Below are 26,070 nucleotides of genomic sequence, written 5' to 3'. Positions count from 1 at the left end.
GTTTAAAATCACCAAGATTTTTTTCTATTTTGTCGCACCACGTTAGCAACTAAACTTATGTAAATGCGTAAAAATACAATGCGTGTTAACGTAAACTAAATTATCAATTACGAAGCCTTTAACAATAATAGTAGTGGCATATATCTCAGCATGCTCTGCATCTTAGATAGCTCGTATCATCAGGCAATGTAACCGTATAGATATGACACTGTGTAAAGCGTATAGAGACGCTGCACTGTTTGGGTAGACCATATTTAGTTAATCTGGTCAGGTCATATCTCTCGCTTACCTATGGAGAAAAGATCATGATCACGTTTACCGTTAATGGTAACAAACACGAATTTGCTGGTGACCCGTCAACACCAGTGTTGTGGTACCTTCGTGACGAATTAAATCTTACAGGACCTAAGTTTGGCTGTGGTATGGCACAGTGCGGGGCGTGTACTGTACACATTGATGGCGTAGCGCAGCGGTCTTGCGTAATGCCAGTATCTACAGTTCAAGGCAAAGAGATTACGACTATCGAAGGGCTAAGTGAAAGCGGCGACCATCCGGTTCAAAAGGCATGGGTAGAGCATAAAGTGCCCCAGTGTGGATTTTGCCAATGCGGCCAAATTATGCAGGCAGTCAGCCTATTATCTACCAATCCAACACCTAGCGATGAAGAAATTGTCCAGAATATGTCTGGCAACATCTGCCGTTGCGGCACCTACCCCCGTATTCACAAGGCTATAAAATCAGCATCGAAATCAATGACAGGCAATGCAGGCGTAGGCTTCTTTGACCCAAGCCAAGCGGGAGAAGAAGCATGAGCGAGAATACCTATTTTGATATGAATCGCCGTAGCTTTTTGAAATCCACAGCAGCGGCAGGCGCTTTGGTTCTTGGCACTTATTTCATAGGCAGCGCGCCACGTGCGATGGCTGGTGTTTTGGCGAAACCAGCTGAAAATGCAAAACGTGCAAACTTATTTATTGCACTTCGTCCTGACGGTATGGTTGAAGTGACCTGTCACCGCAGTGAGATGGGCCAGCAGATCCGCACCGCAATAGCACAAATAGTCGCAGACGAAATGGAAGCGTCCTGGGAAAAAGTAATTGTTATACAGGGTAAAGGCGACCCTAAATACGGCGACCAAAACACGGATGGCTCGCGCAGTATTCGCTTTAATATGCAGCGTTTACGTGAAATGGGCGCAAGCGTACGCTATATGATGCAACACGCTGCAGCAAAACGCTGGGGTGTTGAGCCAAATACCTGCGTTGCCGCGCAGCATGTTGTCACACACACATCAGGTAAAACCCTGGCTTATAAAGACTTAATCGACGATGCGCTTACCATTACGCCGCCAGAAGCAGATAAGTTGAAGCTTAAAGATAGAAAAGAGTGGCGTTACATCAACACAGGTATGGCGCATATCGACCTTCAAGATATCGTTACCGGTAAAGCCACGTTTGCAGCTGATGTCCGTGAACCTAAAGCGCTTGTTGCAATCATTGAACGCCCACCTGTAGTAGGCGGTAAGGTGAAAAGCTTTAACGCAGAAAAAGCAAAAGCAGTAAAAGGTGTCGTTGACGTTATTGAAATGCCTGCGCCTAAAGGTGCGCCTCAGTTCCAACCTAAAGGTGGAATAGCCATCATTGCTAACAACACATGGGCTGCGTGGCAGGGCCGCAAAGCGCTGGAAGTAACCTGGGATGACGGAGCAAACGGCGACTATAATTCAGAAAGCTTTAAAGCGCAGTTGCTTAACACGGTAAATGCCCCCCAGGCCCTTGTAAGAGAAAAAGGTGATGCGCTAAGTGTTTTAGAAGAAGCCAGCGACAAGCTTGTTGCTGACTATTATGTGCCGCACCTTGCTCAAGCGCCGATGGAGCCACCGTGCGCTACAGCCATGTACTACAAAGACCGAGTAGACGTGTGGGCCGCAACGCAAAACCCACAGGCTGATATGGAAACGGTAGGCGCCATGGTTGGCATGGACAAAGAGAAAATCAACGTTCACGTTACCATGTTAGGCGGTGCATTCGGACGTAAGTCTAAACCTGATTTCTCTGCTGAAGCGGCATACCTTTCGATGAAAACAGGTAAACCAATTCGCGTTCAATGGACCCGTGAAGATGATATCCAGCACGGTTTCTATCATGCAGTCTCTGCTCAGCACGTTGAAGCAGCCCTCGATGAAAACGGCAAAATTGATGCTTATCTTCACAGAACGGCGTTTTCACCGATTGCCTCAACCTTTCAAGAAGGTGCTAATGCGCCGTTTAGCTTTGAACTAGATTTGGGCTTTACAGACAACCCTATTCTTACGCCAAACATGAAGCTAGAACGCGGTGAAGCCCCCGCCAAAGCGCGTATAGGATGGATGCGTTCCGTATCAAACATTTTCCATGCCTTTGCGGTTCAGTCGTTTATTAATGAAGCGGCGCACAAAGCAGGCAAAGATTCGAAAGAGTACTTGTTAGAAGTCATCGGCCCCGACAGAATTTTGGATGTTACTGAACAAAAAGCCGAGTACAACAACTATTGGGGCGATAAGTCTGTCTATCCATTAGACACAGGCCGCCTACGTAACGTTATCGAAAAAGTGTCTGACATGGCTGGCTGGGGTCGAGAGATGCCTAAAGGGCGCGGCTTAGGTATTGCCGCACACCGCAGCTTCTTGACCTATGTAGCCACTGTGGTTGAAGTAGAAGTGTCTGCGGCTGGCGATCTTAACGTTATTAAGTCTTGGGTTGCCATCGATGCTGGTACCGTGGTGAACACTGATACGGTCAAAAACCAAACCCAAGGTGGCTCGGTGTACGGTATCACTACTGCTATCAGTGACGGTATTACCTTCGATAAAGGCCGTGTACAGCAAAGTAACTTCCACAACTATCGTGTACCGCGCATGAGTGACTCACCGTTAGACGTTGAAGTAGAAATAGTTGAAAGCGATGCACCACCTGCTGGTGTAGGCGAACCAGCAACACCGGTATACGCGCCAGCACTTTGTAACGCTATATTTGCAGCATGTGGTAAGCGTATTCGTCAGTTACCTATCGGAAACCAACTAAAAGCCTAATGGTAAAAGTACTAATGGCCTAAAAAACTGAGTCATTACCAGCACTGAAAATTAATTGCAAAACGGTGCGTGTAATGCATCAAAAAAAGGGTAAACACAACATGTGTTTACCCTTTTTTTATGAATGTACTTATGTGACATCCTCAGCTTCAAGTGTAACTTTGGCCTGAGTTAATTCCCTTGTTTTAACCGTAATAGTAAACCCAAATTTTAATCAAACGATTCAGGCGTTAATTGAAGACTTTTAAGGATGAGAGAAAAGGCAATAAAGGTTGTAGATACTCAGGCAGAAACATGCGACGGAGATGATGAGGCACGCAACGAAAAGGTGGATAAAAATACCATAACTTGCGTAAGCAAAAACTGCGCATATTAGACCGATTGTGAATTCTACTAGCGCTGCTTCACAGAGGGTTCTTATATTACTGATTACAGGTTGAGCAAAAAACTTGAATCGGTAAGTCATTTTGTTTCCTTTCCTGCGCTTAAAATACTGCTAACGTTACGTAATTACATTAGCACATTAAAGACAATTCGAAAGAAACAGAATGCTTTGTAGATAAGCACCATAAAATGAAAGTGAGCATGAAAACTTTCATATTATAACTTCTAATAAACAATAAAACTCGGACTCGTTGAGCCCGAGCAGATCAACTCAGTATTTATTCGTAGTTGCGTTCCATCCACATCAACTGCATTTTTAGTTCGTTAATTTCTTTTTGCGCTTCCGCCAGCTGCTCTGCTGCAGAGCGTGATTGCATAACATTCTCTTCAGAAGTATTTACTGAAACTGTGCTGTCATTATGTGCCATAAGAGTTCAACCAAGTTAATAATTAATCTAAGATTCGATGTGAAAGTCACTTTGTAATATTACATTTTTTATTACACAAAGTCATGTCGTCAATTGGCAAAAACACATACTTTTGCGAAATAACCACTGTTTTTTTAAGGAATGTACCACTGGCATGTAACAATGCTAAATCGGCAATATATTCAGTAATAACCAATAAAAAAGAGACCCGAAGGTCTCTTCTAAAAATCGTTATAGCTGGCTCTAATGTTAGAAAAATCGCTAACTAAACGCTTATTAAGCTAAGAGCCTTAACGTTACGCTATTAACCGTGCTTTTCAGCAAGATATAGCCATGTCTCTACAACGGTGTCTGGGTTGAGTGATACCGAGTCGATACCTTCATCTACCAACCAAGCTGCGAAATCTTCGTGATCAGACGGTCCTTGACCACAAATACCTACGTACTTGCCACGTTTCTTTGCTGCTTGAATTGCCATTGAAAGTAATGCTTTTACTGCCTCATCACGTTCATCAAACAAGTGAGCAATTAAGCCACTGTCTCGGTCTAATCCTAGCGTTAGCTGTGTTAAGTCGTTAGAGCCAATTGAGAAGCCATCGAAGATGTCTAGGAACTGATCGGCAAGTAGCGCGTTCGATGGTAGTTCACACATCATAATAACGCGAAGACCATCTTCACCTTTCTTAAGCCCCTGCTCTTCTAGTAGCTCGATAACCTTACGACCTTCCTCTAAAGTGCGAACAAACGGGATCATAATCTCAACGTTAGTTAAACCCATTTTATTACGAACGCGCTTGATAGCCTCACACTCTAGTGCAAAACAATCGCGGAAGTCTTCGGAGATATAACGGCTTGCACCACGAAAACCCAGCATTGGATTTTCTTCATCAGGCTCGTACTGGTAACCACCAACCAAGTTGAAATATTCGTTCGATTTGAAATCTGACATACGAACAATTACTTTCTCTGGCGAGAATGCCGCACCAATAGTTGAAATACCTTCTACCAATTTCTCAATATAGTATTCCGTAGGCGATTCGTAGCCCGCTATCATGTCGTTAATCTCTTCTTTCAACTCTTCCGGCTGACTGTCGAAATTAAGTAGCGCTTTAGGGTGCACACCAATCATTCGGTTAATAATGAATTCAAGACGAGCTAGACCAACACCAGCATTGGGTAAGCGAGCGAAATCAAACGCGCGATCTGGATTACCCACGTTCATCATTACTTTAAGCGGTAGGTCCGGCATCGCATCAATGCGTGATGTCACAACATCGAACTCAAGCTCATCACCATAGATAAAGCCGGTATCACCTTCAGCACAAGACACAGTTATCTTGTCGCCGTTTTGAATGCTATCAGTCGCGTTACCGCAACCAACAACCGCTGGTATGCCAAGTTCACGTGCGATGATTGCCGCGTGACAAGTTCGGCCACCACGGTTGGTAACAATGGCAGACGCTTTTTTCATGATAGGTTCCCAATCAGGGTCCGTCATGTCAGTTACCAATACATCACCCGCCTGGATTTTATCCATCTCTTCAATTGAATCGAGTACTTTGGCTACGCCTGCGCCAATCTTGTGACCAATTGCACGGCCTTCACACACGATGTTGCTTTGACCCTTAAGCTGGAAACGCTCTATGCTTTGCGAGTCTTCACGGCTGCGTACCGTCTCTGGACGCGCCTGAACGATGTAAAGTTTGCCGTCTGCGCCATCTTTAGCCCACTCAATATCCATCGGACGCTTATAGTGGTTTTCAATAATCTGTGCCTGCTTCGCTAGCTCCATTACTTCATCGTCAGTCAATGAGAACGTTTTGCTATCAGCAACATCAATATCAACGATAGACACTTGCTTACCGTGTGCTTCATCGTCTGAATACACCATTTTGGTAAGCTTGCTACCCAGGTTACGACGAACAATTGCCGGTAACCCTTTATCTAAGGTTGGCTTGTGTACGTAAAATTCGTCAGGATTAACCGCACCCTGCACTACCATTTCGCCTAAACCAAATGAGCTGGTAATAAATACAACGTCTTCAAAACCAGACTCTGTATCAATGGTAAACATAACACCTGACGACGCGATATCACTTCGCACCATGCGCTGAATACCTGCAGATAGGGCTACGCCTTTGTGGTCGTAACCTTGGTGTACGCGGTAAGAAATGGCGCGGTCATTGAAAAGTGATGCGAACACGTGCTTTATCGCCACAAGCACAGCTTCATAACCTTTAACGTTAAGGAAAGTTTCCTGTTGGCCAGCGAATGACGCATCCGGCATATCTTCAGCAGTCGCAGATGAACGTACAGCAAATGACGCTTCTTCGCCCGCATCGCCCTGAAGCGTCACAAACGCAGTTTTAATTTCTTCTTCTAGCTTTCCTTGAAAAGGCGTGTCGATGATCCATTGACGAATGTTCTTGCCCGCTTCAGACAGTGCGTTCACATCATCGACATCAAGCGAGTCTAGTACTTCATGGATCCTTGCTTCTAAGCCACTTTGCTCTAGAAACTCATTGAATGCTTCAGCCGTAGTTGCAAAGCCGCCCGGCACCTGCACTCCGGCGTTAGCCAGGTTTGAAATCATCTCGCCTAATGATGCATTTTTGCCGCCTACGCGACCCACATCATGCATGCCCAGTTCTTGATACCAAAGTACGTATTCTTGCACAGCCCAAGCCTCCAGCTTTTTTATGTGTAGGGTATGAGGTACGTTTCAGGTTTGTGCTTTTTATTACCTGAAACACATCAAATTCTTGTCGATTGGTGGTGAATCCCACCTTTACTCATGTTCATTCAGTTTGACGGCAAATAAGTTGATATTTGTCGCCATTCACGAGAACCGTGTAGCTTTTCGACGAAATCATCTTAGAATGGGGGAATTCGGAATGTAAACCCTTTATTAATTTTGTAATTAAATTACACCAATGTTAAGGAATTGTTGTGCGCACAGCTTTTTATATATCAGATGGTACCGCCATTACAGCAGAGGTCTTCGGCCACGCCCTGCTTTCACTCTTCCCTGTTTCTTTTAATCACAACACCATCCCTTTCGTTGAAACTGAAGAACAAGCTCATAAAGTTTTGCAGCAAATTTCTGAAAGTTTTCAAGACACCGGCGAGAGACCGCTCGTTTTTTATACAATTGTGAATGTAGATGTACGCAAGATCATCTCTAAGTCTGTGGGTATTAACTATAATTTCCTTGACCAATTTGTGGCTCCCCTTGAAAAAGTGTTAGGGGTACCTTCTAAACCTGAAAAGCATCGCACACACAGTATTCATGAAACCACCTACGACATCAGAATAGAAGCGGTAAACTACGCGCTGGCCAATGATGATGGCTCCAACCTTAAGGATTACGATGAAGCCGACATCATCCTTACTGGCGTTTCTCGCTCTGGAAAGACCCCAACGAGCCTTTATTTGGCCCTTCAATACGGAATAAAAGCAGCAAACTATCCGTTTACCGAAGAAGATATGGGCGACATGCTGAAACTACCCCCTGCGTTACGACGGTTTAAGCATAAACTTTTTGGGTTGACCATTGCGGCCGATAGACTTCATCAAATACGTTCAGAGCGTCGGGCAAACAGTAAATATGCATCGTTACCACAATGTAGAATGGAACTTCGAGAAGTTGAAAACTTATACAGAAAGGAAAAAATTCCGTTTTTAAACAGCACCAAGTATTCGATTGAAGAGATTTCGGCGAAGATATTGGCTGAAACGGGTCTTAAGCGTAGAAAGTATTAGCGAGCTAGATGCAGGTAATAACAAAAGCGTTGCACTATATTTATATTGCCTGCATTTAACTGAATAAGACTCAAAAGTTAATTCGGTGCATTTTCTCTGACCAACTTTCTGTAGCGTGGAAGTTGTAAGGGTGGAAGCTCTTCTACAGATACCCGCTTAAGCCAATGTCTTGCTTTTTCAGCATCATTATCAAGCGTTGCGTTTTCCGCTATACGTAACTTGATACGGTTAACTTGTGCAATATCCTTCGCTTGCTCGGCACAGGCTAAACCTTTTAGAAAAGCTTTCTCGGCCTCTTAGTGCTACTTACGTTAAGCACATCCTTTAATTCACTCAAATTAGATTCAAAAGGTATCCACTGCCCCATTCCCGTTCTGTAAATAGGCTGACGAACCTGCTCAGAGCTCGGCGTTTTTATTACGCGCTTCGTTTTATGGAATGTTAAGCACGCCTCTTCAAACTCTAAGCCACAAAAGTCCAATAGACGACGCACTTGCCCTTCCAAATCATCTAGCACATCCTCATGTTGTACTGTCAGAATTTCGCCTGGCAACACTGTATTCCAGTGGGCCATTAGCTTTTCATAGGCTTTGTAATATCGACCAATATCAGTCAGAGAGTAGCTAAACTCTTGCCCATCACCAAACAGTTGCTTAAAGCCGCTAAAACAACAGTCCATTGGATCTCTTCTCGCGTCGATAATTTTAGCGTTGGGAAGGATCTTTTTAATAAGCCCAATATGAATGAAGTTGTTAGGCATTTTATCAATAAAGAACGGCGCCCCTTGCCGATAAGCTTGGGTCTGCTGAAGATATTGCTCACCTAGTTTTGCCAGCTTACCTTCGTTCAATGCTGATACATTTAGTGGGTAAGGCGTAGACTGATGGCTGAGTGACGACGCGATTCCTAATATATCGTGTAGTTCCATAGTGCCCTCGACTTGAGAGTGCGATGCTAAAATTTGCTCAAGGAGTGTTGAACCTGCGCGAGGTAGGCCAACAATAAAAATAGGATCGGGCGCCTGGCAGCCTTGTGTTTTGTTGAAGCATTCTTTGGTAAAAGCCTGCTGCTGAGCCTGTAATGCCTTCTCTGTTTTAACGATATCAAACTGCAGCGTACGCTTTTTAAGTTTATTGCCGCGCTCGTAGTACTCAAACGCGCGGGTGGCGTTCGCACTGTCTTCAAACCCCTTTCCTAAAGCAAAGCAAATATGAATTTCATCATCCAATTTTGTCGCTTCAGCATCTACCAACGAGACCATTTGCCTTAGTAATTCATCACTAAAACGATAGGTCTTCGTATTGGCTAGGCTCCAATACGCATCGCCAAAGTCCTTTTGAAATAAAATGGCTTTCTCATAAGCCTTTATCGCATCGCCAATATCACCTTTAGCTTTTAGGGCATGTCCTTGTGCCACCCAAACTGCCGGCCTATCTTCGTTCTCTCTAAGAAGCCCTTGATAGATGTCAATTGCCTGCTCTAGTTCGCCAACACCAACGAGTGCATGAGCCAAGCCTACTTTCACGGTGAAGTTATCAGATGCGTATTTCAGTCGCTGTTTCGCAACGGCTGCGGCATCAGGGAACTTTCCAAGCTTAGATAGAAGGCTTTGGTAGGCAGCGGCAGCTCTATCATTTTCTGGGTATAGCGTTACACAGCTTTCTAATAAAAATTCAGCGTCGCTATAAACTTTTAATTGAATACCAATTTCAGCAAGCAACATCATTGCTTCTGGATGATGCTCATGACCGGCTAGAAATTGTCGACACACTTGTTCGGCTTTGTGCAATTGCCCTTCGTGCATTAAATCTGTAGCGCCTAGTAACGGCTTGGGTAACGATGTGAGAAATGCAATTTGCTGCTGACAAAGCGCGAGCGCTTGTGGTTGATTATCTGCCTTGTACACTTTTTCAAGCTGGAGCCAGGCAGTTAATAAAGCAGGGTTAAATCGTGTAGCCTGATAAAAACTGTGGGCAGCCTTTTTGCTGTCAGAGGCTAAATAGCAATAGCCCAGCTCTTGATAAGCGCGAGCATAATTGGGAACGTAAGCAATCAGTTCATTCAACGTTTCGATAGCGCTGTTTACATCAGCCAATAGACGGTATGCCACGGCTTTTAAATAAAGCACCTCTTTAAGGGTGTTTTGGCTTACCCCCAACTGTTCTTTAGCGCGTAGTAGTATGTCATTGCATCCAGAAATGACGGCCTGATGCTGTGATTGCATAAGCCACTGCTTTAACTGCTGTATTTCTTTTTGTTCTTCTAGTGTCATTAAAAACGCCTGCTTTAAATTCAGCGTAAAATAAAAAACGGCGAACTCAGAGAGTTAGCCGTTTTAAACTTGAGGCCGTGCAGCTTTCAAATGATAAAAACACGGAAAGCGCATTGCCTCATAACGTTATACGCTAATCGTACATGACCAATCTAGCTATACTAACTTAGCCTTAATAGTAATCGTATGAAAAACGAAGACCAATAGTACGAGGCCTATTTGTTACTACCTTCGGCGTAAATTGCTGGGTATCAATATTTAAAATAGCACGCTCATCAAATACATTATCAATGTAGAGCTCGGCTTTCCAAACGTCATTTGTTACACCAACAGCAAGATTGGTTAAAATATACGACTCTTGCACGTAACGGCCGCCGCGGAACGTTTCACCATTTGAGTCGGCATACGTTACCCCTTCGAACACGCCAGCCTCTTGTTCAATCTTAAGACCTGAGCCTGTACCATAAATAAGGGACGTTGCATCCTCCATTACGTAGGCATCCATAACCATGCCTGCCAACCGGTCGCCGGTATAGCTTACAGATCCATTGACATACCCACGCTTATCACCTTCTAGTTCAAAGAAATAACGCGCGTTGATGTTTCCAGAGAAATCCGCAGAGTATGGCAGCTTTGAACCTACACCCGCCGCAATACCCTCAAGCTCCGAGTTTACGCGAGTAAGTTCAGTATCTAATACACTAAATGCAGCATTAATGATTAGGTCGTCAGTGGCAAGCCACGTCATGTCAGCATCAATACCTTTAATCTCAGCATCACCCACATTATCAGTGAATACCAAGAATGAGATATTTGTAGGGTCGAAGCGCGACGTTTGCAGCTCTTCAATTTCAGAATAATAGGCCGTAGCGTTTACACGGAATTGGCCATCAAAAAAGTCACCCTTAAGACCCAATTCATAGTTATCCAGCGTATCCGTTGTGGAATATACAGGAATACGGAAGTTTTCGAATTTGCCAGACTGATTATTTGACAGACCACCACCAACGCGGTTAGTAACTGGTGGTCGGAATCCTTCTGAATAATTAGCAAACAATAAGATGTCTTTGTTAACCTTCCAGTCTAGCGAGAACTTAAAGATTGTGTCGTCAACGGTTAACACGCCGTTATCGTCAAGCAAATCTACCTCTAACTGCCCACTTTGAATAGCGGCGGCAACAGCTTCAGGGTCTAGACCAACGGCTGCAAGCTCATCGGGGTCTTGCGTACCGAATGCACGAATACGTCGCGTTACGTCAACAGTTGACGTTGAGCCTACGTAGATATCATCAATTTCATACCAACGGGCACCAATACTTGCAGTAACCGTGTCGGTAATATCGTATTCTAGCTGACCAAATACAGCAATTTGTTCAATGGTATGCGTAATATCGTTGATAAAGCTTACTTCAGAAGGGAAAGGGCCACCATCGCTGTTAATGCCTTCATTACCTACTAGGGTACGTTGAAGGTTATCAAAGCCAAATGTACTCATTTCAGTGTTGGCAATCTTGAACTGACCTACTGTTGCTACCTCTTGTTCGTCATAAAACAATCCGGCAGTTACTCGCCATGGCGTATCCATGGTGGTGTTGAAACGTATCTCATGGGTATTACGAGTAGAAGACGTGTCTTCTTTATAGTATTTGGTTGGGTCTAAACAGCGCTCATCAGCTGTGTTATCAGGCGTATCGTAGTGGTTACACACGTAATACGCAGAAAATAAACCGCCGTTTGTATACCCTGTGTAGTCTGCTAGCGTATCAATTTCACGGTCTAAGTACCCACCGGTATATACAACATTCAGCTTTTCTAAGCGTCCTTCAAGCGTCCACGTAGTTAAACCGAATTCGTCTTTGTTCTCTTCTTGTTGGAAACGCAGAGCAGAGCTTTCACCTTCAAGTGTGGGGTCGTACGCAAATACACCCTCTGTATCTAACGTTTGCTGGGTGTGCTGTACAAGCAAGTCCCAGTTATCATTAAAATGATAAGACAGACCAAAACGTGCACCTGTATACATTGCATCATTAAAGTCTTCTTCTACCAATGCATCATTTTGTGGAGAAACGACTGCGGCTTCGGTATTAGAGCTAATGTTGGGGTTGGTAATTCTGTTAGCATCCATGGCCACTGGATCAGCCAACGGCCCACCAGAAATACGGTCAATAACCACGGCGCTTCCAATGTATCCGCCCTCGCCAGGCACATTCATTACATTGTCTATCCAGCCACCTTGCTTATCGTTGTACGCAGCAACTCGAACAGCCAAGTCGTCGGTAAGCGGCATATTAAAATATGCTTGAACCGAGTTACTCATTTCACCGCCTTTGGTAAAGCCGATATTTGTATCAAAGCCTGTAGCAAAGCTCGTATGGTCGGGTTTGTTCGTAATTAAACGAATAGTACCCGCCTGAGAGCTTGCACCAAACAATGTGCCCTGTGGCCCAGGAAGTACCTCAACCCGCTGAACGTCAGTAGCGTAGACATCTAAATTACGCCCTGCCATGGAAACTGGCATTTCATCAAGGTAGAAAGCAACTGATGGTTGTAAGGCCTGTACAGACGACAACATGATATTAGATTGGGTTGTTGCGGCACCGCGAATGTAGATTTCATTCTGTCCCGGCCCGGTTCCTTGGAATACCACATTTGGTAAAAATTCAACATAGTCTTGGAAATTATCTATACCAAGATTTTCTAGTGCTTTACCGTTGAGCGCGGTAACTGCGACCGGAACGTCTTGTATAGATTCACTTCGCTTAGTAGCGGTGACTTCTATTGTTTCGAGTTTAGCAGGCGCTTTTGATTCTTGCGCGGCCAGAGGAGTGGTAGCCAGTGCAGCGACAATTGCACAGCTAAGCTGAGTTTTTCGCATTTGTGTGTGTTTCCTTCATTAGTTTTTATTTTTAACAGCGTTTAGTTAAAACACTTATCAAAAAGGTCATATATTAAAATACACAATAGAAATATAATTACTACTCTAACGATTAATTTTTAATCTAAAATCTTTAAAACTTAGCATAAAGTATAGTTTTTAAAGATTTTCATGCTAGATAAAGATGAAGCAAACGCCATCTGAAAAACAAATACATACAAAGCTAATTATTTCATTTGATGTTTATAAAAAGTGCTCCATGCGGTATATTTCACCGTATTACTAATAATTAATATGAAAGGTGAAAGGAAATTACTGCGTGAGCGAAAACGAAAAGAAATCCCCTCTCAACAAACCGGTGTTTTTAACATCGTCAGCATTAATCCTCTGTTTACTGATTTTTGCTGCTGGCACTCCGGAAACGGCGGATGCTCTCTTCCAAAAATTGCAAAGTGTGATAGTGACCAACGGGAGTTGGTTTTACGTGTTTACTGTTGCAGTCATCGTGGTTTTCGTAGTCTTTTTGGGCATGTCTCGCTATGGTGAAATTAAGTTAGGCCCAGACCATGCCACACCAGAGTTTGGTTTCGGTACATGGCTTAGCATGCTGTTTGCTGCTGGCATGGGTATTGGCTTGATGTTTTTCGGTGTCGCAGAGCCCTTAATGCACTTTTTAGCACCTCCTACTGCGCAAGCTGAAAGTATTGACGCGGTGCGTGAGGCGATGAAAACGACCTTTTTCCACTGGGGTGTTCACGCATGGGCAATATATGCCGTAGTAGCATTAATCTTGGGTTACTTCGCTTATCGCCAAAACTTACCACTCACTCTGCGCTCTGCGCTTTATCCTCTCATTGGCGATCGGATTTACGGCTGGCCTGGTCACGTTGTTGATATCTTTGCGGTAACATCAACGGTATTTGGTGTATCGACCTCATTGGGCTTTGGTGCATCTCAGGTAAACGCTGGCTTTAACTATTTATTTGGATTGCCGTCGAACACTGGCGTTCAAATCGCTATTATGGCGGGCGTGGTTGGTCTTGCCGTAATTTCAGTTACCACGGGCTTAGAGAAAGGCATTCGCCGCCTATCAGAAACCAATATGATACTGGCAATAATATTGCTCCTGATTGTTTTAGTATTGGGCCCCACGGTATTTTTACTTCAAGCCTTCATGCAAAACACAGGTGCTTACCTATCTGATTTAGTTCGTAATACCTTCAATTTGTTTGCGTACGAAAAAACAGATTGGATTGGCGGTTGGACCATATTCTATTGGGGATGGTGGTTAGCCTGGGCACCATTTGTGGGGCTATTTATCGCGCGAATCTCTTACGGTCGAACTATTCGAGAGTTTGTGTTGGGTGTACTTCTGATACCGTCGGCATTCACGCTCTTTTGGATGACAGTTTTCGGTAATGCCGCAATCGATCAAGTACTAGTTCAAGGTAAAGACGTTCTAGCCCAAATGGTTAACGAAGATACATCTGTAGCGCTGTTTGTCTTTTTAGAACAGTTCCCGTTTTCATCTTTGCTGAGCTTTATCGCAGTTCTTATGGTTATTGTATTCTTTGTTACATCATGTGACTCAGGTGCAATGGTTGTAGATATGCTCTGCTCCCATGGTGAGAATAATACGCCGCTATGGCAGCGAGTTTATTGGGCCGTAGGAGTAGGTGTAGTGAGTTCAGTGCTGCTTTACGCCGGTGGACTGGGTGCATTGCAAACAATGACGATAGCCGCTGCTTTACCCTTTGCAATTGTTTTGCTTATCTCGATATTCGGCTTGCTTAAAGCCTTGAGAATTGAAGCGTATAAACGAGAGAGTTTACAAGTAATGGCTGGTACGCCTCAGCACAGTGATTCAGATAAAAACTGGAAAGATAGGTTAGAAAACATTGTGTCTTTTCCTGACGAAAGTGCGGTGCGTCGTTATGTTAATAAAGTAGTTAAGCCAGCACTTACCGAGGTAGGTGACGAGTTTAAAACGCAGCAGTTCGAAATAAACATAGAAGACAACGAAGAGGCGCTCATATTAACGGTTGATATGGGGAACGACCCTGAGTTTGTTTATGCTGTTTATCTAGTGCCAACAGAACAACCTGAATTTGGCCCAAGTGAAACATCTGAACTAGACGAAAATAAAAAGGCGACGTACTATCGCGCCGAGGTGCATTTGTCTGAGGGTGGCCAAAACTATGATATTATGGGCTGGTCTAAGATTTCGGTCATCAATGACGTGATCGATCACTATCACAAGCACCAACATTTTATTCACTTGCTTAAGTAACCATAAGGTTGCTTAATCGTTGGAAGTATAATGCGAAAAGAAGAAGAACTATTAGTAGCACTACGGCGCGTTATTCGCGCTGTTGATCTACGCAGCAAGCAGCTAAGCAAACATGTGGGTCTTACCGGCCCACAGCTTCTAGTCATGCAAAATATTGAAGAGCGGCCTGGTATCATGGTTCGTGAAATAGCGGAAAATATTAATTTAAGCCCCGCAACCATCACTAATATTTTAGATAGATTGGAATCACGAGATTTAGCTACGCGCATCAGAAGTACGCAAGATAAACGTAAAGTTGGCGTTTATCTTACAGAGAGGGGTAAAGTAGCTGTTGTTGACGCCCCTCGTCCTCTTCAAGAGCACTTTGTTGAGCGTTTCTCGCAGCTAAAAGAGTGGGAACAAAGCCAGATGGTGGCGACCGTCCAACGAATAGCAAGTATGATGGACGCAGAAGATATCGATGCATCTCCGTTCTTGGAGTTGGGAAGTATCTCGGAAAAAAACTAGCATGCTTCTTATTCAAAAATGGCCTTCTTTTTGAAGGCCATTTTTATGACTAAGTGATCACTATTACGTACATAGATTCACGACTTGGCTTTAAGCGGGTTCACCTTTCCACCCGTAATTTTATCTGCGCGACCTTCTTCTTTTGCTTTTTCAGCTCGACGTTTTCGGATTTCTTTTGGATCCGCAATGAGTGGGCGATAAATTTCAATCCTGTCGCCATCTATCAGCGTATCTCGCAGTTTAACAACTCTGCTCCAAATACCCACTTTGGTCGCTTTTAAATCAATCTCTGGAAACTGCTCAGTAATATTCGACGCATTAATTGCCTCTTCAACGGTTGCATTTTCGTGAATTGCAACATCAACAATCCTTTGCTTCGTTGGTAGCGCGTATGCGACTTCGATGTTGATGAGTTTATTACTCATGCGTAAACACTCCTAGCCCGCTCGGTAAACGCTGTCACCATACTGCTCGCTAAGCTATTAAACACCTTGCCAAACGCCATTTCCGCTAGTTTATTACTGAATTCAAACTCTAAATTAAGTTCAATTTTACAGGCTTCTTCTGAGAGCGCAGAGAAAGTCCACCCTCCCGTAAGTGAGCGGAATGGTCCATCGACCAACTGCATTTGAATACTCTTACCAGGCTCTAACACGTTATGGGTTGTAAACCACTGCTTAATCCCCGCTTTCGCGACTAACAAAGACGCCTTCATATTTTTGGCAGATGTGTCGAGAACTTTACTGTCTGCGCAACCTGGCAAAAACTCGGGATAGGAAGCTACATCGTTGACTAAGTTAAACATGGCTTCTGCGCTGTGTGCTACTAGCGCGCTTCTGTGAATACTTGGCATTGATTCCACTATTATTAAAACTCTTATCGGCATTGTATCACAGAAAAATTGCATCGCTTGTATTCGGTTTTGAACCAAACGCCCCAATATAAGATAACAATGACAACTAAAGACATTCCTTTGAACAATCAGTATAATAGCCAGCATGAAAAAGAATAAAGCCAACAAAAATACCACAGGAAATATCGCGCAGAACAAAAAAGCGCGTCACGATTATTTCCTAGAGGACAAGTTCGAAGCAGGACTTGAGCTTCAAGGGTGGGAAATTAAAAGTATTCGTGCCGGTAAAGTAAACATTACCGATGCGTACATTATTATCCAAAATGCCGAAGCGTATTTGGTAGGTTGCCGAATTAGCCCGCTAAATCAAGCATCTACACACGTTGTTGCAGCACCAGAGCGGGCACGTAAGTTGCTGCTAAACAAACGTGAAATAGACCGTTTGATGGGTGCACGAGACCGCCAAGGTTATTCAATCGTTGCTACGTCTATGTATTGGAAAAAGTGTTGGGTGAAGCTAGAAATTCACTTGGCAAAAGGTAAGCATGCGCACGATAAACGTGACACCATTAAAGACAAAGACTGGCAGCGCCAAAAAGAAAGAATGATGAAACACAGCGTTTAACGCTGTGTTTTTCATTTTGCCACTAGAAAACTTTCGTTATTTTTCCAGTGATTAAGTGCCAAACTGAATATCTACGATAAACATTTTAATAAATTGTACTAAGTGGCACTTATCCTACGTCCCGTTTCGTCATTTTCTTGCGATGAAGCATGTCGAGAATTAGGCTCCACAGCGGTGATGGGTTTCTAAGCGTAGTAAGGTTATTTCCTAATCGCCTTAACTGCCGGCGTACCATCGCCATATTGGCTAAGCTGGCGAGGGATTTATCTTTCCAGGTGCAATGCGGAATGATGCCCGAATAGCTCCATTCTTGCTGCCATTTTTTCGAAAGGTCTGGCGTTACCGCTAGCGCACTGGCTAAACCCACCAGCGCGCAGCCTTGTTGCACAACCTTCTCCGCGACTTCCGCGCGTTTTATACCGCCAGTTGTCATTAGCGGAATATCAGTTTTGCTTTCTAAGGCGTTAGCAAATTCTAGAAAATATGCTTCTCTGGCAAGCGTGGTATCGTCGCGAGTTTGCCCCTGCATGGCCGGAGCTTCATAACTACCACCAGATAGCTCAACCACATCAACGCCCAATGCTTCCAACCTATTTACTACTTCACAAGCATCATCGAATGAAAATCCGTTCTTCTGAAAATCAGCGGAGTTAAGCTTTACCATAACAATGAAGTCTTTCGCGCACACCGCTCTCACCTGACTCACTATATTTATTAGTAAGCGAGCCCGATTGATAATAGACCCGCCCCACTCGTCCTGACGCTGATTGGTTAGCGGCGATAAAAATTGCGTTAGCAAGTAACCGTGAGCAGCGTGTATCTCCACACCATCAAATCCTGCTTTCTCAGCTTGCTTTGCCGTTTGTACAAAACGTTTGCAGACATCGTGAATATCTTGGCATGTCATCTCACGAGGCTGGGCAAACAATTTCGAATGTTTACCCATATCGAGGGGGACGGCAGAAGGGGCAATGGCTTTTCCGCGCATAGCCTTGAAGACTTGTCTTCCGGGATGGTTTATTTGCATCACTGCCAGTGCCCCGTTCGACTTAATAATTTTTGCCCACTTTTTAAACGGAGTAAGCTCTGTGTCTTTTTCTAATGCGACGCCACCTGGCCCTGTCATCGCATTTTTATCCACCATGACATTTCCAGTGATCACCATGCCTAGGTGGCCATGAGCCCAGTAACGATAGAGAGAATAAAGTGACTCGCCGGGAATATTTCCCTTGCTCGACATGTTTTCTTCCATGGCAGCTTTTACAAGTCGGTTTCTTACCGTTACGCCACAGGGCAAAGTATACGGAGAATACAATATAGAATCTGAAGACATTTACACTACAAGCCTTTTCATTATGCTGCGGTACTTTAATTGTTCTTGATGCTAATTGCATCCTTACTTGTCTATTTTTACCTTAAAAATAAACTAAAGTAATCAGACCTATAAGAATCAAAATGACTGTCTTATTACGTCTCTTGCCACTTGTTTTCGTTACCAGCACTTGAAAAATGACTAAAAGGCCACATCTCTTTTAAGGCTCAGTAATAGACTGCGTTGATTGAAACGTCTTCGTTTTAACAAAGCCGTGTAACCTTTTGAAAAGATAAATGTTATTTTTGGTTGTTTTATGGCCAAACCCTTAAAATTTATAGCAATTTTCAAAAGAATGTATTTAACCACTCAGCAAATGTGCTATTATTGACAATCACACTCGGGGCTGATTAGGATTCGACAGGATCTAGGAAGCCGGAGGTGCATGCAGAGGAGCGGTTTGCCTCTTAAAAAGCCGCATTTAAATAGTCGCAAACGACGAAACATACGCACTAGCCGCTTAATAACCGGCATAGGCCCTTCCACCCTAGTCTTTTCCTGCTAGCGGGGATTCGGAAGGTCATCCAAGTAGGATAGCGAGGGAACCTTGTCTGAGGGTGAACCGCGAAATAGTATCAGGCCAGCTGCAAGGAAATCCTGTTTGTCGGAGTTCCAAGCAGTTAAATAAATGACAAACTAAGCATGTAGTACCAAAGGTAGACATTTTCTGGACGCGGGTTCAAATCCCGCCAGCTCCACCAATTCAATAAAAAAGACGTCCCATGACGTCTTTTTTTATGTCTCAAACTCAGTAACTTCACCTCGACAATAGCCATGATGTGAAAACATGCTATGGAATTCACACGCCCTCTGTAACCCTACTATCGACACAACCTTAATCAATTAGAAAAGTCGTTAGCGGCAGGTTAAATACACTAAACAGCATATCGCTGCTCACGCCCCTACCGACCACTAACACGCTTCGACGTTTTATTTAATGAAGTACCTTAATTAAAAGATACTAAGCCCTAGCCTGCTTTTCGATTTAGGCTGATTAAGCAGAAAGCCAATAATAACGTTGCAATCATCCCTGAAGCGCCAGCTACACCTGATGGTAGAAAGCCATCGCGACCAAATATTATTAATATGGTATTGGCAAACATAGCGACTACGCCTGCTATAGCTGTAAGACCACCAATCGCTTTACCACCTTTTGCCACAAAAGATAGGCCGAAAACAAAGGCTGCTAAGCCTAATAACAATTTTGCTGCGTAGTAAATCATGAAAGACAAAGACACTACGCCGCCAATTAAAGGCTTAGCACCTTCTACTGCACCAGCAACTTGGCCGAAGGTTGAAAATAACGTTAGGCCAATGCTTACCTGCACTATATTCAGAACCGCGCTTAAAGTAATAGCCGACCAGCCTAGCTGCGTGTTTTTTGCCTGCACCATAGCGGTACTAGCAAAAGCAGCTAGCACGGTAAAGATTACGGCTTCAAATCCCCAGGCATACTGCCTTGAAAAGCTAATTCCGCTGCTGTAAAGCGCTGTAAAAACAGCCTGTGTTATCGCTAGTAGTAATAATAGCAACGCTGTAATTTGAATGGTGCGCTTATGTGTAAATTCCATTATGACTCTCTTTTCTTTTAGATATGTAAGTAACATTTATTGATGTGGCTATAAGACAGGTATAGCTAATTAATAATTTCACTAAATTCGTTAAAAATTAAAAACCATCTATAAAGGAAGGAAGCTTTGTACTCTGAAAGGCAGTCTTATACCAGGCGGCAAGTCATCTCGTTCATATCTTCATCAGTTTTTTATTGAGCCACAGGTTTCACTACGTGATTGGTCATTCCACTCGCACTTGATAGTAAAACGTATTCCCATTTAATTGGTTATATTATAACATTGCGCACAAATTTCAGTTACAGCACGTTATACAATGCAAACAAACTCAGTAATATGCGCAGACGCGCTTACCGTGCGCGTTGAAAACCGCACGCTCCTAGACAATCTAAACTTCAACGTTGGTAAGGGCGAAGTTTTCGCGCTTTTAGGCGGAAACGGTGCCGGTAAATCTACTACGCTTAAAACCTTTTTAGGTTTGATGAAGGCAAGTAGTGGTAGCGCTACTGTGTTGGGGCACAACGCCACTACTCACCCTAACGATGTTCAAAAGTCAGTCGCTTACTTACCTGAATCTGTAACGCTTTATGGTCACCTTTCTGGCTTAGAAAATATCCGTTACTTTCTTTCGGTAGCTGGTGTAGAAAAATCAGACGAAGACATGTTTGCAGCACTTCGCAAAGTAGCGCTTCAAGAAGATTCATGGAATAAGGCGTTATCAAACTACTCGAAAGGTATGCGTCAGAAAACAGCCATTGCGCTTGCTTTGTTGCGTAATGCCCCGGTACTGTTTTTAGATGAGCCCACCTCAGGCCTAGACCCTGCTGCTATTGACGAGTTTAATGCGTTGGTTTCTGAGCTAGCAGCCAATGGCGCTACCATTTTTATGGTAACCCACGACGTATATGGTGCTTGCCAAGTCGCTCACCGTATTGTGCTTTTAAGCAACGGTAAGCTAACCGGCTCCTTCGAGCGTGTTGGCGATACGCCTATCGACACAGAAGCGGTACACGCAGCATTTTCAGGGCGCAAAGCATGATATTTAGTGTAGCAAAAACCATTTGTGCAGATCAGTGGCGCTATTGGCTGCGCACGAAAGTCGCTGCTACGGTACTCTTGCTAGGGGCGATACTGACCCTTGCGGCATTGGTTGTGAATGCATTTCACATTGAGGAAGCCGCGCACGCTAGAGAGCACCTTCAAACTGAAGCAGAAGAACGCTTTAAAGCGCAGCCTGATAAGCATCCTCACCGCATGGTGCATTACGGTCATTACGTTTTTCGTGCCCCTACTCCATTAAGCGTGATTGAACCTGGTGTAGACACCTACACGGGTAACGCTATTTTCTTAGAAGGGCATCGACAAAATAGCGCCATGTTTGCCGAGCAGAGGCAATCAGCTGGTCTTACGCGTTTTAGTAGCTTAACCCCTAGCTTTCTTGCGTTAGTACTTGCGCCGCTGTTTATTATTCTTATTGGTTACGGCAGCGTATCGCGAGAGCGCGAGGCCGGCACACTTACTTTGTTATTGTCGCAAGGTACTACGCGCTGGCAGCTAATGTTAGGAAAACTGTTAGCGCTAATTACAGCTAGCGGCTTGTTCTTACTTCCTTTGCTTTTGGCCTGCTTGTATGTGGCTTTTTCAAGCGAAAGCCCGCTTGTGGTGCTGCTATTTTGCTTAAGTTACGCCGTTTACTTCTTGCTATGGGCTACCGTTGTAACCGCGTGTTCAGCGTTATTTGAAAAAAGCAGTGTTAGCTTCACCATGCTTATTGTTATTTGGATGGCCGCATGTGTTTTACTTCCTCGCTTGGGAAGCAGTGTTGCCACTAATGCTGCCCCTTCTATTGGCAAACTTGAAGCTGACTTCAAAGTAGAAGAAAAGCTTAGAAGTTTGGGCGATGGTCACGACGTTAACGACCCTGCATTTAAAAAGCTAAAAGAAGATTTGTTAGCAAAATACAATGTAGATTCCGTAGACGACCTTCCCGTTAATTTCCGCGGTGTTGTTGCTCAGTATTCAGAAGGCAGACAGGCAAAAGTGCTGAATGAATTTGCCGAAAACAGAATGGGTGAAGAGTTAGAACAAGCACATATTGCACGTCAGTTTGGTTGGCTATCGCCTACCGTTGCGGTTCGCGCAATCTCTACAATATTAGCGGGTACCAGCCTTGAAACCCATCATCGTTTTTTACGAGAAGCAGAAGCTCTGCGCCTTGAGTTCGTGCAAGGGCTAAATAAAGTGCATGTTGAAAAACTGGATTACAAACTCGACATGAACCGTAACGCAAGCGAAGAAGCGGCTGATAAAGCGGTTGTGGGTGCAGACAACTGGGCATTACTATCAGAATTTAACTTTAAGCCCGAAGCAGCAAATACACGCATTTCAAATGCGCTTGTTTATTTTCTACAACTCTTTGTTTGGGTCTGCATTACCGCCTTACTTTTAAGAGCGGCTGTTAGGAGGTTAAACCCATGATGCGTTTTACCGATCTTAAACGTGAAGCTAATTTTGTTTTTGGTCACCGCCAAATAAAACTTACGTTATTAGTCGTATTTCTTTTAAGCGCGGTGTCTTTGTGGTCTGGTTATGCAGAAATTCAGGAACAACAAGCCACTATTGAACGCTTATTAGAAAAAGACCAAATAGAGCGTGAAGCCGTTATCACGCACCAGTCTAGCTATGGCATGGTCGCGTATTACGCATTTCACCTTACTTATGCACCTCCCTCCCCACTTGCTTTTGCAGCCGTAGGTGAACGCGATGTATTCCCTTGGAAGCATCGTATACGCATGCTGGCGCTAGAAGGCCAAATTTACGAAAGCGATACCGATAACCCCGAACTGGCGTTTCTAGGACGTTTTGATTTTGCCTTTGTAACCAGTGTATTGCTGCCGTTATTTATCATACTGCTGCTCTACGATTTAAAAGCTAAGGAACGTGAAGCTCGCCGTTTTGATTTACTCAATGTAACAGCGCGCAATGCCCACGCTATATGGACAGCGCGAGTGATCGTTACCTTGGTTCCTTTGGCTCTTGTTACGCTTGTTCCCTTTGTGGTTTTCGGTTTATTTAACGGCGCTTCTATTTCATCAATATCAACCGTTTGCGCAATAGTAATAGGTAACATTGCAATTTGGAGTGCCATTGTTCTTGTGATTGGGGCTGCAAAACGTTTTGCAAATTTCAGTGCAACGCACCTTGCCTCTATCATGCTGGGCGTTTGGCTTGTTACCACCGTTGTTGTGCCTGTAACTGCACACTCGGTAATTAATGCGGTGGTTGAAACACCTGAAGGTGGCGATATTGTGCTTACCCAACGTGAAGCAGTAAATAGCGCGTGGGACAAGCCTGTTGAAGATATGTGGGCGGCATTTATTGCTACTCACCCACAATGGGCAGACTTCACAACGTTTGATCCTGAGAGAGATACTTCATTTAATTGGAAGTGGTATTACGCATTTCAGCAAGTAGGCGACCAAACGGCTAGTGACTTGTCGAAAGCTTATCAGGCCGCCACGCTTCAAAGAGACACCATTGCAAGCTACGTAGCCTTGCTTTCTCCTTCCTTGCTTACGCAACGTTTATTATCAAGCGCTGCTGATACTAATGTAAGCGCGATGGTGGGCTATGAAAATGATGTACGCGCTTTTCATCAGGCGCTACGAAAATTCTATTACTACCACCTTTTCAAAGACCCTGAATTTTATCAGGAGAGCTTTGAAGCACTGCCACAATTTACACCAAACACTAAAAGCTCACACGAGAACAGCACAGGAACAAAAGAATGAAAACTTGTTGGGTGAAAACATCACTTGCAGCCTCTATATCAGCTTTATTAAGCACGTCGGCTTTAGCGCAAAGCGATAACAACCAAAATGAAGCTGATGTTGAAAAAATAACCGTGCACGGAATGCACCGCGCGTATCAAGGGGCTTTTGAATACAAAGAAGTGCCTGCAGCTGCCCAAGATATAGATTTAGGGCTACTGAACGATGCTGGTGCTATTAATTTGAATGACGCATTAGACCTTTCTGCATCTGTCGCGCGTCAAAACAATTTTGGTGGTCTTTGGAATAGCTTTGCTATTCGTGGCTTTTCAGGGGATGAAAACTTACCCAGCGGTTTTCTGGTAAACGGCTTTAATGCCGGTCGTGGCTTTGGCGGCCCGCGTGATTTATCTGGTATCGATCATGTAGAAGTATTAAAAGGCCCGAAAGCGGCGCTTTTCGGTCGTGGTGAACCGGGTGGTGCAATTAACCTGGTAACTAAACGTCCTCAGTTTCGTGAAGGTGGTGAGATTAGAGCTACTTACGGAAGCTGGGAGCAAATGCGCGTTGAGGCTGACGTACAAACCGTTGTAGGCGCAACCGAGAATGTCGGCGTACGCCTAGTTGGTTTTTATGAAGACGCGGAAAGTTTTCGCGATACAGTAGAAACCGAACGCTTTGGGTTCTACCCGTCGGTAACTTGGGAAGCATCGGCAGATACAACCGTGACTTACGAACTAGAGTACACAGAACAAAAGATTCCGTTTGATCGTGGTGTAGTGGCTATTGACGGCGAATTAGGTCATCAACCCATTGAAACCTTTACTGGCGATCCGAATGGCGACACTATCGATACCGAAGTTGTTGGTCATCAAATTGAAGTTTCTCACAAGCTTGCTGATGACTGGAACTTGTTGTTAGGTGCAGGACTGCGCGACACCACGTTTGAAGGTAATGCGCTTGAGACTAACTTTGGCGGCCGTCAAACATTATTTATTGACCCAAATCAAGCCTTGTTATCGCGCTTTAAACGTTATCGTAATTTTGAGACAGATTACCTTGTTTTACGAGGCGAAATAGCGGGTGAATTTGAAACAGGCTCACTGACCCATCGCGTAATTATTGGTGCTGACTACGACAAATTTGAAAACGATCAGTTAATTCTGCGCTATCGCCCGCCGTTTTTCTCAAGTGATACTGACATTAACGATTTAGATTTAGACCAGTACCTTGTTGTCGATATATTTAACCCTGATTACTCGCCCCTGCCCGATGTTGAGCTTTCAGATAATTTAGATCGTCTAGAAGTGCAAAAAGCGTGGGGTGTTTACTTCCAAGACCAAATAAACCTTACCGATAATCTTCAAATTCGTTTAGGTGGCCGATTCGATAAGTTCGAGCAGGAGATTGATAATCGCTTAGCAAGCCCGGTAAGCACAACCTCGCAAGATGATACCCGTTTCTCGCCGCAAGTGGGCGCCATTTATGTGTTTAACGACAGCACAAGCGTGTATGCCACCTACGGCGAAAGCTTCCGTCAATTAACAGGTTCAGACTTTGCGAGTAACCCTTTCGAGCCGAACGAGTCAAAATCTGCTGAGATTGGCCTTAAAACCGATTTAACGTCTATGTTCGATAATGTACGAGGCGATATCACGCTTTCAGTTTTTAATATTGAGCAAAGCAATATCCTAGTGTTTGACGACAGCGAAGAAGCATCAGACGGCTTTTTCTTAACTCCGGCAGGCGAAGCGCGAAGCCGCGGTATCGAACTAGATATCAACGCCGAGTTTGAAAACAAAGTTTCACTTTGGGTGTCTTACACCTTTGTTGATGCAGAAAGTACAAATGATGCGGCAGATGCTAACTTTGTGGCTGCGATAGAGTCTGGCGACCCGCTAATTAACGTTCCAGAAAACCAGTTAAGTATTCAACTAAGTAAAGACCTTACTTTAGCTGATATGCCAGTGCGCATAGGTTCTGGGCTGCTGTACGTTGATGAACGCTTAGGGCAAACTGCCACCGACTTCTATTTACCTAGCTATACTACAGTGCGTGCTTTTGCTGAGATAGAGCCTGTTGAAAACCTATTGGTTAAAGTGGCGGTAGATAACCTGTTTGATAAAGAGTTTTACACTAACTCTTTTGCTGACGTATGGGTTGAACCGGGAACACCTCAGCGCTTCAGGCTAACGGCTGCCTATCGCTTCTAATCCACCGATTTGTAAGAATAGGGAAGCTTACTTTCGTTAAGCTTCCTTTTTTATAATGCCAAACCCGTTTATCTAACG

Annotated in this window: 17 protein-coding genes and 1 other RNA gene; 11 read left to right on the top strand and 7 right to left on the bottom strand. The window is 44.1% G+C overall.

The annotated features are described in order from the left end of the window. The first annotated feature begins 305 nt into the window (after nucleotides 1–305). Together GVO62_RS01490 and GVO62_RS01485 are read left to right on the top strand one after the other, a co-directional pair. Complete coding sequence (locus GVO62_RS01490) at nucleotides 306–812, top strand: (2Fe-2S)-binding protein (RefSeq protein ID WP_159117435.1); 507 nt, start codon at nucleotides 306–308, stop codon at nucleotides 810–812. Continuing rightward, entirely contained in the window at nucleotides 809–3,070 is a 2,262-nt protein-coding gene (locus GVO62_RS01485; protein WP_159117434.1) for a molybdopterin cofactor-binding domain-containing protein, read from the top strand. Before GVO62_RS01490 ends, GVO62_RS01485 begins: the two co-directional genes overlap by 4 nt. A 1,116-nt stretch (nucleotides 3,071–4,186) precedes the next feature. On the opposite strand, the gene ppsA is transcribed toward GVO62_RS01485, so the two are convergent. Next, on the bottom strand, nucleotides 4,187–6,559 hold the full coding sequence (gene ppsA, locus GVO62_RS01480) for a phosphoenolpyruvate synthase (protein WP_105931136.1): 2,373 nt from the start codon (nucleotides 6,557–6,559) through the stop codon (nucleotides 4,187–4,189). A gap of 272 nt (nucleotides 6,560–6,831) precedes the next feature. Between ppsA and ppsR the strand changes: the two genes are divergently transcribed. Then, entirely contained in the window at nucleotides 6,832–7,644 is an 813-nt protein-coding gene (gene ppsR, locus GVO62_RS01475; protein WP_105931135.1) for a posphoenolpyruvate synthetase regulatory kinase/phosphorylase PpsR, read from the top strand. 274 nt (nucleotides 7,645–7,918) lie between these two features. On the opposite strand, the gene GVO62_RS01470 is transcribed toward ppsR, so the two are convergent. Together GVO62_RS01470 and GVO62_RS01465 are read right to left on the bottom strand one after the other, a co-directional pair. Then, complete coding sequence (locus GVO62_RS01470) at nucleotides 7,919–9,916, bottom strand: tetratricopeptide repeat-containing sulfotransferase family protein (RefSeq protein WP_159117433.1); 1,998 nt, start codon at nucleotides 9,914–9,916, stop codon at nucleotides 7,919–7,921. 172 nt (nucleotides 9,917–10,088) lie between these two features. Next, nucleotides 10,089–12,791 carry a TonB-dependent receptor gene (locus tag GVO62_RS01465; RefSeq protein ID WP_159117432.1) on the bottom strand — a complete coding sequence of 901 codons (2,703 nt, stop codon included), beginning with the start codon at nucleotides 12,789–12,791 and terminating at the stop codon, nucleotides 10,089–10,091. Nucleotides 12,792–13,110: 319 nt separating this feature from the next. On the opposite strand from GVO62_RS01465, the gene GVO62_RS01460 reads away from it, so the two are divergent. Both GVO62_RS01460 and GVO62_RS01455 read left to right on the top strand, forming a co-directional pair. After that, entirely contained in the window at nucleotides 13,111–15,081 is a 1,971-nt protein-coding gene (locus GVO62_RS01460) for a BCCT family transporter (RefSeq protein ID WP_159117431.1), read from the top strand. Between the two features lie 30 nt (nucleotides 15,082–15,111). Next, entirely contained in the window at nucleotides 15,112–15,588 is a 477-nt protein-coding gene (locus tag GVO62_RS01455; protein ID WP_105931133.1) for a MarR family winged helix-turn-helix transcriptional regulator, read from the top strand. Between the two features lie 77 nt (nucleotides 15,589–15,665). Here GVO62_RS01455 and GVO62_RS01450 read toward each other — a convergent pair whose 3' ends face one another. Further along, the gene (locus GVO62_RS01450; RefSeq protein ID WP_159117430.1) at nucleotides 15,666–16,013 is read right to left on the bottom strand and encodes an RnfH family protein; all 348 of its coding nucleotides are present in this window, start codon (nucleotides 16,011–16,013) and stop codon (nucleotides 15,666–15,668) included. Beyond that, complete coding sequence (locus GVO62_RS01445) at nucleotides 16,010–16,441, bottom strand: type II toxin-antitoxin system RatA family toxin (protein ID WP_120959542.1); 432 nt, start codon at nucleotides 16,439–16,441, stop codon at nucleotides 16,010–16,012. The genes GVO62_RS01450 and GVO62_RS01445 overlap by 4 nt, the downstream gene beginning before the upstream one ends. Nucleotides 16,442–16,586: 145 nt before the next feature. On the opposite strand from GVO62_RS01445, the gene smpB reads away from it, so the two are divergent. After that, on the top strand, nucleotides 16,587–17,066 hold the full coding sequence (gene smpB, locus GVO62_RS01440) for an SsrA-binding protein SmpB (RefSeq protein ID WP_131092847.1): 480 nt from the start codon (nucleotides 16,587–16,589) through the stop codon (nucleotides 17,064–17,066). A gap of 109 nt (nucleotides 17,067–17,175) precedes the next feature. On the opposite strand, the gene GVO62_RS01435 is transcribed toward smpB, so the two are convergent. Next, complete coding sequence (locus GVO62_RS01435) at nucleotides 17,176–18,399, bottom strand: NADH:flavin oxidoreductase/NADH oxidase family protein (protein WP_159117429.1); 1,224 nt, start codon at nucleotides 18,397–18,399, stop codon at nucleotides 17,176–17,178. Nucleotides 18,400–18,780: 381 nt separating this feature from the next. On the opposite strand from GVO62_RS01435, the gene ssrA reads away from it, so the two are divergent. Next, nucleotides 18,781–19,139: a transfer-messenger RNA gene (ssrA, locus tag GVO62_RS01430) on the top strand. Nucleotides 19,140–19,406: 267 nt separating this feature from the next. On the opposite strand, the gene GVO62_RS01425 is transcribed toward ssrA, so the two are convergent. After that, nucleotides 19,407–20,009, bottom strand: coding sequence for a thiamine biosynthesis protein ThiC (locus GVO62_RS01425; RefSeq protein ID WP_159117428.1), 603 nt, complete (start codon nucleotides 20,007–20,009; stop codon nucleotides 19,407–19,409). Nucleotides 20,010–20,325: 316 nt separating this feature from the next. Here GVO62_RS01425 and GVO62_RS01420 point away from each other — a divergent pair, with 316 nt between their 5' ends. From GVO62_RS01420 to GVO62_RS01405, 4 genes are read left to right on the top strand one after another with little or no spacing between them, the layout of a single operon-like run. After that, nucleotides 20,326–21,048, top strand: coding sequence for an ABC transporter ATP-binding protein (locus GVO62_RS01420; RefSeq protein ID WP_159117427.1), 723 nt, complete (start codon nucleotides 20,326–20,328; stop codon nucleotides 21,046–21,048). Then, nucleotides 21,045–22,487, top strand: a complete 1,443-nt coding sequence (locus GVO62_RS01415; protein ID WP_159117426.1) for an ABC transporter permease — start codon at nucleotides 21,045–21,047, stop codon at nucleotides 22,485–22,487. The genes GVO62_RS01420 and GVO62_RS01415 overlap by 4 nt, the downstream gene beginning before the upstream one ends. Next, nucleotides 22,484–23,800, top strand: a complete 1,317-nt coding sequence (locus GVO62_RS01410; protein ID WP_159117425.1) for a DUF3526 domain-containing protein — start codon at nucleotides 22,484–22,486, stop codon at nucleotides 23,798–23,800. The genes GVO62_RS01415 and GVO62_RS01410 overlap by 4 nt, the downstream gene beginning before the upstream one ends. Continuing rightward, nucleotides 23,797–25,992 (top strand): TonB-dependent siderophore receptor, encoded by a 2,196-nt coding sequence (locus GVO62_RS01405; RefSeq protein ID WP_159117424.1) that lies wholly within the window; start codon nucleotides 23,797–23,799, stop codon nucleotides 25,990–25,992. Before GVO62_RS01410 ends, GVO62_RS01405 begins: the two co-directional genes overlap by 4 nt. The last annotated feature ends 78 nt before the right edge of the window (nucleotides 25,993–26,070 follow it).

The organism is Alteromonas sp. KUL150 (assembly GCF_009811475.1).
GTDB lineage: Bacteria > Pseudomonadota > Gammaproteobacteria > Enterobacterales > Alteromonadaceae > Alteromonas > Alteromonas gracilis.
Note: the sequence above shows the minus strand (reverse complement) of the source record. Positions and strands in the feature narration are given on the sequence as shown.

What these genes read in the sequence shown, in the direction of transcription:
- GVO62_RS01490 (WP_159117435.1), top strand. Translation starts at nt 306, where the DNA reads ATGATCACGTTTACCGTTAATGGTAACAAACACGAATTTGCTGGTGAC.
- GVO62_RS01485 (WP_159117434.1), top strand. Translation starts at nt 809, where the DNA reads ATGAGCGAGAATACCTATTTTGATATGAATCGCCGTAGCTTTTTGAAA.
- GVO62_RS01470 (WP_159117433.1), bottom strand. Translation starts at nt 9,916, where the DNA reads ATGACACTAGAAGAACAAAAAGAAATACAGCAGTTAAAGCAGTGGCTT.
- GVO62_RS01465 (WP_159117432.1), bottom strand. Translation starts at nt 12,791, where the DNA reads ATGCGAAAAACTCAGCTTAGCTGTGCAATTGTCGCTGCACTGGCTACC.
- GVO62_RS01455 (WP_105931133.1), top strand. Translation starts at nt 15,112, where the DNA reads ATGCGAAAAGAAGAAGAACTATTAGTAGCACTACGGCGCGTTATTCGC.
- GVO62_RS01450 (WP_159117430.1), bottom strand. Translation starts at nt 16,013, where the DNA reads ATGAGTAATAAACTCATCAACATCGAAGTCGCATACGCGCTACCAACG.
- GVO62_RS01445 (WP_120959542.1), bottom strand. Translation starts at nt 16,441, where the DNA reads ATGCCAAGTATTCACAGAAGCGCGCTAGTAGCACACAGCGCAGAAGCC.
- smpB (WP_131092847.1), top strand. Translation starts at nt 16,587, where the DNA reads ATGAAAAAGAATAAAGCCAACAAAAATACCACAGGAAATATCGCGCAG.
- GVO62_RS01435 (WP_159117429.1), bottom strand. Translation starts at nt 18,399, where the DNA reads ATGTCTTCAGATTCTATATTGTATTCTCCGTATACTTTGCCCTGTGGC.
- GVO62_RS01425 (WP_159117428.1), bottom strand. Translation starts at nt 20,009, where the DNA reads ATGGAATTTACACATAAGCGCACCATTCAAATTACAGCGTTGCTATTA.
- GVO62_RS01420 (WP_159117427.1), top strand. Translation starts at nt 20,326, where the DNA reads ATGCAAACAAACTCAGTAATATGCGCAGACGCGCTTACCGTGCGCGTT.
- GVO62_RS01415 (WP_159117426.1), top strand. Translation starts at nt 21,045, where the DNA reads ATGATATTTAGTGTAGCAAAAACCATTTGTGCAGATCAGTGGCGCTAT.
- GVO62_RS01410 (WP_159117425.1), top strand. Translation starts at nt 22,484, where the DNA reads ATGATGCGTTTTACCGATCTTAAACGTGAAGCTAATTTTGTTTTTGGT.
- GVO62_RS01405 (WP_159117424.1), top strand. Translation starts at nt 23,797, where the DNA reads ATGAAAACTTGTTGGGTGAAAACATCACTTGCAGCCTCTATATCAGCT.